This is a genomic window from Streptacidiphilus neutrinimicus, from assembly GCF_000787815.1.
GTDB classification, from domain to species: domain Bacteria; phylum Actinomycetota; class Actinomycetes; order Streptomycetales; family Streptomycetaceae; genus Streptacidiphilus; species Streptacidiphilus neutrinimicus.
This window is the reverse complement of sequence record NZ_BBPO01000147.1, coordinates 1-8,796: the sequence shown is the minus strand read 5'-3', so window position 1 is coordinate 8,796 and position 8,796 is coordinate 1. Positions and strand designations below refer to the sequence as shown.

9 protein-coding genes are annotated in these 8,796 nt (G+C 74.0%); 4 read left to right on the top strand and 5 right to left on the bottom strand.

What is annotated here, in order from left to right; all coding sequences use genetic code 11:
* Positions 1-28 precede the first annotated feature (28 nt).
* Entirely contained in the window at positions 29-511 is a 483-nt protein-coding gene (locus TR48_RS37680) for an Lrp/AsnC family transcriptional regulator (protein ID WP_042375297.1), read from the bottom strand.
* Positions 512-705: 194 nt separating this feature from the next.
* Between TR48_RS37680 and pdhA the strand changes: the two genes are divergently transcribed.
* The 3 genes from pdhA to TR48_RS37665 are packed head-to-tail and all read left to right on the top strand — an operon-like array spanning position 706 to position 4,162.
* On the top strand, positions 706-1,842 hold the full coding sequence (pdhA, locus tag TR48_RS37675) for a pyruvate dehydrogenase (acetyl-transferring) E1 component subunit alpha (RefSeq protein WP_042375295.1): 1,137 nt from the start codon (positions 706-708) through the stop codon (positions 1,840-1,842).
* Complete coding sequence (locus tag TR48_RS37670; protein ID WP_042375293.1) at positions 1,839-2,852, top strand: alpha-ketoacid dehydrogenase subunit beta; 1,014 nt, start codon at positions 1,839-1,841, stop codon at positions 2,850-2,852. Before pdhA ends, TR48_RS37670 begins: the two co-directional genes overlap by 4 nt.
* Before the next feature lie 5 nt (positions 2,853-2,857).
* Positions 2,858-4,162, top strand: coding sequence for a dihydrolipoamide acetyltransferase family protein (locus tag TR48_RS37665; RefSeq protein ID WP_042375305.1), 1,305 nt, complete (start codon positions 2,858-2,860; stop codon positions 4,160-4,162).
* A 225-nt stretch (positions 4,163-4,387) separates the two neighbouring features.
* On the opposite strand, the gene TR48_RS37660 is transcribed toward TR48_RS37665, so the two are convergent.
* From TR48_RS37660 to TR48_RS37645, 4 genes are all read right to left on the bottom strand, one after another.
* The gene (locus tag TR48_RS37660; RefSeq protein WP_042375292.1) at positions 4,388-4,885 is read right to left on the bottom strand and encodes a GNAT family N-acetyltransferase; all 498 of its coding nucleotides are present in this window, start codon (positions 4,883-4,885) and stop codon (positions 4,388-4,390) included.
* A 69-nt stretch (positions 4,886-4,954) separates the two neighbouring features.
* The gene (locus TR48_RS37655) at positions 4,955-6,685 is read right to left on the bottom strand and encodes an AMP-binding protein (RefSeq protein WP_084730095.1); all 1,731 of its coding nucleotides are present in this window, start codon (positions 6,683-6,685) and stop codon (positions 4,955-4,957) included.
* A gap of 89 nt (positions 6,686-6,774) precedes the next feature.
* Complete coding sequence (locus tag TR48_RS37650) at positions 6,775-7,104, bottom strand: rhodanese-like domain-containing protein (protein ID WP_084730094.1); 330 nt, start codon at positions 7,102-7,104, stop codon at positions 6,775-6,777.
* A 25-nt stretch (positions 7,105-7,129) separates the two neighbouring features.
* Entirely contained in the window at positions 7,130-7,945 is an 816-nt protein-coding gene (locus tag TR48_RS37645; RefSeq protein WP_052443375.1) for a hypothetical protein, read from the bottom strand.
* Between the two features lie 215 nt (positions 7,946-8,160).
* Here TR48_RS37645 and TR48_RS37640 point away from each other — a divergent pair.
* The coding region (locus TR48_RS37640; protein ID WP_042375289.1) for a PAS domain-containing protein at positions 8,161-8,796 on the top strand (636 nt) is incomplete at its 3' end.

Sequence of the window (8,796 nt, the reverse complement as noted above, 5' to 3'; positions counted from 1 at the left end):
GAGCCGGCCCCACGCGTCGGCGCCCGCGTCAGTCCGGCAGCACCGGCAGCCGGTCCGTCTCCTCGAAGACCAGCAGCGTCTGGGTGGCGAGGACGTTCGGGATCGACTGGATCTTGTTCAGCACCAGGTCGCGCAGCGCCCGGTTGTCGACCGTGTGCACCAGCATCAGCACGTCGAACTCGCCGCCGACCAGCGCGATGTGCTCCACCCCCGGCAGGTCCAGCAGCGCCGTGCGCACCTGCCGCCAGGAGTTCTGCACCACCTTCAGCGTCACGTACGCCGACGCGCCGTGCCCGGCGCGCTCGTGGTCGACGCGGGCCGTGAAGCCCCGGATCACGCCGTCCTCCACCATGCGCGCGATGCGCGCGTAGGCGTTGGCGCGCGACACGTGCACCCGCTCGGCGACCGAGCGGATGGAGGCGCGCCCGTCCTGCTGGAGCAGCCGCAGGATCGCCCGGTCCACCCGGTCCAGCGAGCGGTGTTCCCCACCGGCCATCTGTTCAGCGGTCATGGCCCCCTGCCCTCCCGAAATGGACGACCTGCTTCCAGCGAAGCGCTCGGTGGACCGTATGTCCACCACTGCGCCGCAAGAGTAGTCAGTTCGATCTCTCGACCGAACAATCGGTAGGGAGAGCCACCGCTCCCACCGCATCACCGTGCCCCTGCATCTCCCCACTCTCTCCCCACCCACTCGGAGGTGCCGAGATGACCCTTCTCGACCAACCCGCGGGCCCGTCGGCCTCCGTCTGGCCGCCGAACGCCCACGGCCCGCGCCGCGATCCCGCGCCGCTGCTGCCCGACCCCGAGCCGTTCCGCCTGCTCGACACCCCGGCCGCCGACAAGCTCGACCCCGAGCTGCTGCGCGACCTCTACCGCCGCCTGGTGCTCGGTCGCCGCTACAACCAGCAGGCCACCACGTTGACCAAGCAGGGTCGACTCGCGGTCTACCCGGCCTCGACCGGGCAGGAGGCCTGCCAGGTCGCCGCCGCGCTGGTGCTGCGCGAGGACGACTGGCTCTTCCCCAGCTACCGCGACACCCTCGCCGTCGTCTCCCGCGGTGTGCGCCCGGTCGAGGCCCTGACGCTGCTGCGCGGCAACGCGCACCACGGCTGGGACCCGAAGGCCCACCGCACCGCGCCGCTGTCCACCCCGCTGGCCACCCAGGCCCCGCACGCCGTCGGGCTGGCCCACGCCGCCCGCCTGCGCGGCGACGACGTGGTCGCGCTGGCGCTGGTCGGCGACGGCGGCACCAGCGAGGGCGACTTCCACGAGGCCCTGAACTTCGCCGGCGTGCTGGGCGCGCCCGTCGTCTTCCTGGTGCAGAACAACGGCTACGCGATCTCCGTGCCGCTGTCGAAGCAGTCCGCGGCCCCCACGCTGGCCCACAAGGCCGTCGGCTACGGCATCTCCGGCCGCCTCGTGGACGGCAACGACGCCGCCGCGATGCACACCGTCCTGACCGAGGCCGTCGAGCACGCCCGCTCCGGCCGCGGCCCGGTCCTGGTCGAGGCGGTCACCTACCGACTCGAGGCCCACACCAACGCCGACGACGCGACCCGCTACCGCACCCCCGACGAGGTCGACGCCTGGCAGGAGCGCGACCCGCTCGCCGTCCTGGAGCGCCACCTGCGCGCCCACGACCTGATCGACGACGCGGGCGTGGCGGCCGCCGCCGAGGCCGCGGAGGAACTCGCGGCCGAGATGCGCGCCGAGTTCCACAGCGAGCCGGAACTGGACCCGCTGTCCCTGTTCACGCACGTCTACGCCGAGCCCACCCCTCAACTGCGGGAGCAGGCCGACCTGCTGGCCGCCGAACTCGCGGCGGAGGCCGACGCACGATGAGCACCGCGACCGCACCCGCCGCCGCCTCCGGCGCCACCACGTCCCTGACGATGGCCCAGGCCCTCAACACCGCGCTGCGCGACGCCATGCGCGAGGACCCGACCGTCCTGGTGATGGGCGAGGACGTGGGCACCCTCGGCGGCGTCTTCCGCATCACCGACGGCCTGGCCGCCGAGTTCGGCGCGGACCGCTGCCTGGACACCCCGCTGGCCGAGGCCGGCATCCTCGGCAGCGCCGTCGGCATGGCCATGTACGGCCTGCGTCCCGTCGTGGAGCTGCAGTTCGACGCGTTCGCCTACCCGGCGTTCGAGCAGCTTCTCTCCCACGTCGCCAAGATGCGCAACCGGACGGCCGGGCGGCTGCCGCTGCCGATCACCATCCGCATCCCCTACGGCGGCGGCATCGGCGGCGTCGAGCACCACAGCGACTCCAGCGAGGCGTACTACGCCCACACGCCGGGCCTGCACGTGCTCACCCCCGCCACCGTCGCCGACGGCTACGGCATGCTGCGCGCCGCCATCGCCTCCGACGACCCGGTCGTCTTCCTGGAGCCCAAGCGGCTGTACTGGTCCAAGGACGAGATCACCCCCGGGCCGGTCGAGCCGATCGGACGCGCGGTGGTCCGCCGCCAGGGCACCAGTGCGACGCTGCTGACCTACGGCCCCTCCCTGCCGGTCTGCCTGGAGGCCGCCGAGGTGGCCAGGGCCGAGGGCTGGGACCTGGCCGTCGTGGACCTGCGCTCGCTGACCCCCTTCGACGACGAGACCGTGACCGCGGCCGTGCGCGCCACCGGCCGCGCGGTGGTCGTGCACGAGGCCACCGGCTTCGGCGGCCCCGGCGCGGAGATCGCCGCTCGCGTCACGGAGCGCTGCTTCCACCACCTGGCGGCGCCCGTGCTGCGGGTCACCGGCTTCGACATCCCCTACCCGCCGCCGATGCTGGAGCGCCACCACCTGCCCGGCGTCGACCGCATCCTCGACGCGGTGGCCCGACTCCAGTGGGAGCAGTGACCGCGATGGCCTCCGTGCGCGAATTCGTCCTGCCCGACCTCGGCGAGGGCCTCACCTCCGCCGAGATCGTCCGCTGGCTCGTCGCCGTCGGCGACGTCATCGCCGTCGACCAGCCCGTGGCCGAGGTGGAGACCGCCAAGGCGGTCGTCGAAGTCCCCTGCCCCTACCCGGGCGTGGTGACCACCCTGGCCGGCCCCGAGGGCGCCGTCGTGCCCGTGGGCGCGCCGCTGATCACCGTCGCCACGAGCGAGGCCGGGACCGCGGAGTCGCCCAAGGGCGAGGCCGGCGGCTCCGGCAACGTCCTCGTCGGCTACGGCACCAGCCACAGCAGCGGACCGCGCCGTCGCCGCGTCGCCCACCCGGGCTCCCCCGCGGCCACGCAGGCGCCAGTGCCGGTGCCGGCACCCGCACCCGCGCCTGCGCCCGCGCCGGTCGCGGTGAAGGCTCCGGCGGCCCACGCCGTGGCGGTCATCTCCCCGCTGGTGCGGCGCTTCGCGCGCGAGCAGGGCTTGGACCTCGCCACGGTCTCCGGCACGGGTCGGGACGGCCTGATCATGCGCGCCGACGTCGAACGTGCCGTCCAGGCACGGGCGGTGCCCGTCACGGCGGCCGACGCCACAGCCGCCGAGGGCGAGTTCATCCCGCTGCGCGGCGGCGCGCGCATCGCCGCCGAGCGGTTCGCCCGCAGCCGCAGCGAGATCCCCGACGCCACCTGCTGGGTCGACGCGGACGCCACGGCCCTGCTGGAGGCGAAGGCCGCGGTGGGCGTCGGCGTCCTGCCGCTCTTCGCCCGCGTCTGCGTCGCCGCGCTGCGCCGCTTCCCCGCGCTCAACTCCAGTGTGGAGCTGGGCCCGGACGGTGTGCCGACGGGCGTGCGCCGCCACCGCGCGATCCATCTCGGCTTCGCCGCGCAGAGCGAGCGCGGCCTCGTCGTCCCGGTCGTCCGCGACGCGGACCGGCTCACCACGGAGGAGCTGGCGCAGGAGATCGCCCGCCTCACCGAGTCGGCCCGCGCCGGAACGCTCACCCCTGCGGAGCTGACGGGCAGCACCTTCACCCTCAACAACTACGGGGTCTTCGGCGTCGACGGCTCCACGCCGATCATCAACCACCCCGAGGCCGCGATGCTCGGCGTGGGCCGGATCGCACGCAAGCCATGGGTCGTGGGGGAGGAGTTGGCGGTCCGCAGCGTCGTCCAGCTCTCGTTCACCTTCGACCACCGCGTCTGTGACGGAGCGACAGCCGGCGGCTTCCTCCGCTTCGTCGCCGACGCGGTGGAGTCACCCGTGGGACTCCTGCGCCACATGTGACCTAAGCGGCGCACGGGGAACGGCCTGCGGGAAGTTGCACCATCCCAGGGGCCGCGGGAACTGCACGCGAGAAGGTGCACCCACCCAGGGGCGCGGGGGAACTGCGCGAACAACCACCCTGTGCGGATGGCCCTGTGCGTTGAGGACCATCTGCTCATCGGTGGCTTGTCGCGCGGTTCCCCGCGCCCCTGGACAGTGCGCATTCCCGCGGGAGGAGACGCGCGGCTACCGCCGCACGAAGCGGAGGAGGCCCTCGGTCTCCCCGTCACGGGCGAAGCCGGCCCGCTCCAGGACGGCCTGGGAGGCGACGTTGTCCGGCTCGGTGTGGGCCACCACGTAGTCGACCCCGGGCTGCGTCAGCGCGAAGGCCGTGACCAGGCGCGCCGCCTCGGTCGCAAGACCGCGACCTCGGGCCGGAGGCACGAGGTCGTAGCCGATCTCGCAACTGCCGTCCCGCGGCGCGCCGTGGAAGCCGACGCCGCCGACCGCCACGCCCTCGTCGCGCAGCACGATCGCGTACGCGCCCCACGCCTCCTGGTAGAGGCCCGCCTCGTGGGCCTTCAGCAGGCCGCCGCACGCGTCCACCGTGCCTTCGAACGGAGCGCCGCCCAGCCAGTCGAGACCGCCGCTGCCGCCCGCGCGCAGAGCCGCGGCGACGGTCGGGGTGATGGGACGCAGTTCGATCCGCTCCGTCCGGAGCAGTTCGCCGATTCCGTCGGTCATGTGGGCCCTTCGTCAGGCAGCGGTGTCACGGCGGGGGTCACCCGTCCGGGACAACATCTTCGCTGAGACTCACGGCCCCGGCACCTGGTTTCGACCGATCAAGGCGGCCCGGCCGTGCTCGGCGAAGAGCGCGGCGAGCTTCTCGCGGTCCTCCGCCGTGAGGACGCGGTAGCCCAGCTCGCCGCCCGGCGACCGCCGGTAGGGCCGCCACAGCACGGTGTCGCCGCCCACGGCGTCCCAACGTTCCTCCCGCAGGCCCGTCTTGGCGGTCTTGTGGGTGGCCGTGACCGGCATCCGCGGGACGATGCGGACGAAGCGCGGCGGCATCTTGGTCCCCAGGTCGGGCTGACGGGACAGGAACCGGGTGAAGCCCGACGCGATCGCTTCCGCCTCCGCGTCGTCCCCCACAGCCCCCACGGCGCCCACGGCCCCGGGCCGCAGTTCGACGCTGGCCATCACCTGGTCGCCCGCGACCGGGTCGGGCACGGCGTAGACGGCGACGGCCGCCGCCGCGTCCCAGCGGGCGAGGATGTTCTCGATATCGGCGACGGCCAGGTTCTCGCTGTCCACGCGGAGCCAGTCCGCGCTGCGGCCCGCGAAGTGGAACCAGCCGTCGGCGTCGCGATGGAAGAGGTCGCCGGTCCAGTACCAGCCGTTCCGCAGCCGGGCCGCTCCGGCCTCCTCGTTGCGCCAGTAGCCCTCGAACCCGGCGCGGGCCGTCCGGTTGACCAGTTCCCCGATCGCCTCGTCGCCGTTGAGCAGCCGTCCGGCCTCGTCGAAACGCGAGCGCGGGCGCTCCTCCCCCGTCCGCGGGTCGACGACCGCGAGATCGTCGTACGGGCCGGAGCCGCTGCGTCCGACCGCACCCGGTGGTGCGGCCGGGTCCTGCCTCAGGTTGCAGCCGCCCTCGGAGGAGCCGTAGCCCTCGACCAGGCGGCAGCCGAAGCGCCGCTCGAAGCGGGCGGCGTCCACCGCCCCGGCCTCCGTGCCGAAGCCGAGCCGCAGCGGGTTGACCGCGTCGTCGGGCCGCGGCTCGGTGGCCAGGACGTAGGAGACGGCGCGGCCGACATAGGTGAAGTAGTCCGCGCCGAAGGCCCGGACGTCGCCGAGGAAGCGGGTCGCGGAGAAACGGCGGCGCAGCGCGATCGTGCCGCCGGCGAGGAGGAGCGGCGCCCACAGCCCCATCAGCGCGTTGCCGTGGAAGAGGGGCATGCAGGCGTAGCCGGTGTCCGCCTCGGTCAGGCCGTACTGGGCCAGGAGCTTGTCGCCGGCGCGGGCGATGCGGCCCTGGCTGCAGACGACGGCCTTCGGCGCGCCGGTCGAACCGGAGGTGAAGGTCAGCAGCAGCCTGGTCTCCGGCCCGGGCAGCCGGGTCGGCGGCCCGGCGTCGGCGTACGGGGCGAGCGCCTCGTCGTGACCGGGGGAGTCCACGACGAGGACGGGGATGTCGAGCCCGAGGTCCGCGACGAGCGGCAGCAGCCGCGTCTCGGTCACCAGCAGGGCGCAGTCGGTGTGCGTCAGATCACGCCGCAGGTCCGGCCCGCGCCGGGTCGGGTTGACGCCGACGACCGTCGCCCCGGCGAGGACTGCGGCTTCGAGCCACCACAGGTAGGCCGGGGTGTTCTCCAGCAGCAGCCCGACATGCGGAAACTCCGCTGCGGCGAGGTGCTCGCCCAGGTACGCGGCCCGCGTGCGGACGGCGCGCAGCGTCTCGTCCCCGCTGTGGGCGAAGCCCTCCCCGACCAGCGCGTCACGTGCGCGGTCCCGCCGAGCGAGGACGGCTTCCACGAGTGCGTTCACGGCGGCACCCCCAGGTTTCTGACTGAGCGTCAGTTCTCCCGTTGATACCGCCTCGTCCCGCACCCTTCAAGAGGGCCGGGCGCCGGAGGTCAGGCGACGAAGGCCTCGCCGCTGTCGCTGACCAGCTCGCGGCCCGCCGCCTCCCAGGCCAGCATGCCGCCGTCCACGTTCACCGCGCTGCGCCCCTGCGCGACCAGGTACTGCACGACCTGCGCCGAGCGGCCGCCCACCCGGCACACCACGTACAGCGGCTCCGCCTCCGGAAGCTCGCCGATGCGGGCGACGAACTGGCTCATCGGGATGTGGACGGCGTCCGACGCGTGACCCGCGTCCCACTCGTCCTGCTCACGCACGTCCAGCAGGACGGCGTCGGCCGGGACCGCGGAGATGTCGACGGTGGGGACGGTGGGCTGGAACACGAGGATCTCCTCAGAAACAAAAGGACTACGACAACAGTGTCTCAAGCTCGGACTGCCGCTCGGCGACGCTGGCCAGCAGCTGCTCGGCGAGGACCTCCAGCAGGGCGTCCGGGTCGTCCGGGTGCAGCATCAGCAGCTGACCCATCGGGCTGTCCGCCAGCTCGGCCCGTGCCGCCTCCAGGCGGCGCAGCCGGCTCTCCAGCCACTCCAGGCGCCGCCGCAGCCAAGCCACGCGCTCGGGGGTGCCCGCGGCGGGCTGGAAGGAGGCCGGGTCGCCGTCGGCCCACTCCTGGGCCAGCTGCTCCAGGGCGAGGACGTCTCCGCGGGCGTAGGCGTCGTTGACGCGGGCGATGAAGGCGCCGCGACGCTGGACCTCCTCCGGGTCCTGGGCGAGGTCCGGGTGCGCGCGCCGCGCGAGATCGCGGAAGAGGCGCTGGGCCTCCCGGTCGGGGCGGATCCGCTCCGGCGCCTCGATCGACACCGGCGGCACCGCGCCCTCCCCGCTCGCGTCGCCCTCGTCGAAGAAGGCGGCCAGGTCGGGCATGGGCTCCAGCACGCTGCGCGCCTCGTAGGCGCGGCGCAGATCCTCCGCGCTGCCGGTGCGCGCGGCGCGCGCCTCGGCGATCAGCGCGTCCAGCTCGTCCAGGCGGACGTACATCGGGCCGAGCCGCTGGTGGTGCACGAGGGCGAAGTTGTCCAGCTCGACCCGGAGGGTCTCCACGCCGACCTCGGCGTCGACCCACTCGGCCTCCGCACTGGCGACGCGGGCCTCCAGCTCGGGCTCCTCGGGATCCGCCCACCGGACCGGCGGCACCGGCTCTCCGACACGGTCGGTAGTCATCTGGAACCTCACTACTCGTTCTTCGACGCGCGTGTCCGTCCGGCCACCCTACTGTCCCCGAGATGGGCACAAAGGGCGCACACTAGGGCGTGCGCAGGTGTACGCGCTACGGAACACGGCAAATGTTCTTCAATATCGGGTTAGACCCGCAGGTTTCGTGCTTGCCTGGGGTACCCGAACTGTATGGAGCCGCGGAGCCGCTGAGAGAGGGTGAGATGACGGAGGAGTCCTTCGCAGCGGCGAACGACCGCGCCGGCAAGGACGCCGCCCTGCCCGAGGTGGTCGCGCTGGCGCGACTCGCCGCGCTCGTGGTCGACTCGGACGGGCGGCTCACCCACTGGAACCTCGGCGCCGAGGAGCTCTTCGGCCACCGCCGCAACGAGGTGCTGGACCGCACCACCACCGGTCTGCTCCCGCTCGCCGGCAAGCCCTCGGGCGACGCCCTGGACCACCTCGACGACCTGGTCGACTTCGCCCCCGGCTGGGCCGGTGAGCTCACCGTCACCGACCGCGACGGCCGCCGGGTGGAGGTCCTCTGCTGGGCCTGGCGCACCGTCGAGCCGAGCGGCCGCGGCATGCTCGTGCTGGCCGCCGACGCGCACCGGCTCAGCGGCTCCGGCCTGCGCATCGCCCTGGGCGAGCAGCAGCTGACCTTCGCCGCGGACCTGCCCGGCGGCTCCGCCGCGCCCGGCGCGGCCCGTGCGCAGCCGGTGCTGGCCCCGTGCGCGACGCGTGCGGAACGCGAACGCGCGGCCAGGCGGCTCGCGCAGGTGCTCCCCCGGATCGCCGCCGAGCGCCGCCGCGCGCTGCTGACCCAGCTCGTCGCCGCGGGCACGCCCGCGCTGCGGCTG